Here is a 456-nt window from a genome sequence, read left to right on the forward strand (position 1 = left end):
TACCTCGTGGAAATGACAATGACTCTTGTTATGTCGATGATTTATCCATCCGTACTGGTTTTTGGTTGTCTGGCAAACATGTATATGGTCCACGATAACCATAACACCTGTTTTCCTTTCTCTCGCACCGAAAGAGCGCTGGACAAGTTCTATGCGATTACTGACAGATACGTCTGGTTTCCTGATAGAAAACGGAACGTATATTCTCTGCTTCTGCATCGTGCTGTTTTTCCTGATCAGATATTCGCTTGCGCGTTATACAGGACCGGGCCGTCAGTATCTTGATTACATTCCCCCCTGGTCACTTTATAAAACATTTAATGGTGTAAGTTTTCTCTTCAACATGGCCTCCATGTTAAGTATTGATATTCCCGTTGCAAAAGCACTGGAAAGGCTGGAGAAAAACAGCACTCAAAACAGATGGCTACTCGAACGAATAAAAGAAATCAGGAGATA

General features: G+C 42.1%; 1 protein-coding gene. It reads left to right on the plus strand.

Annotation, left to right across the window (positions count from 1 at the left end):
• Positions 1-151: 151 nt before the first annotated feature.
• Positions 152-456 (plus strand): type II secretion system F family protein (locus HSP_RS10840; protein ID WP_425268513.1); only part of this gene is annotated, 305 nt, incomplete at its 3' end.

It is taken from the genome of Haemophilus sputorum CCUG 13788 (genome assembly GCF_000238795.1).
Classification (GTDB): domain Bacteria; phylum Pseudomonadota; class Gammaproteobacteria; order Enterobacterales; family Pasteurellaceae; genus Haemophilus_A; species Haemophilus_A sputorum.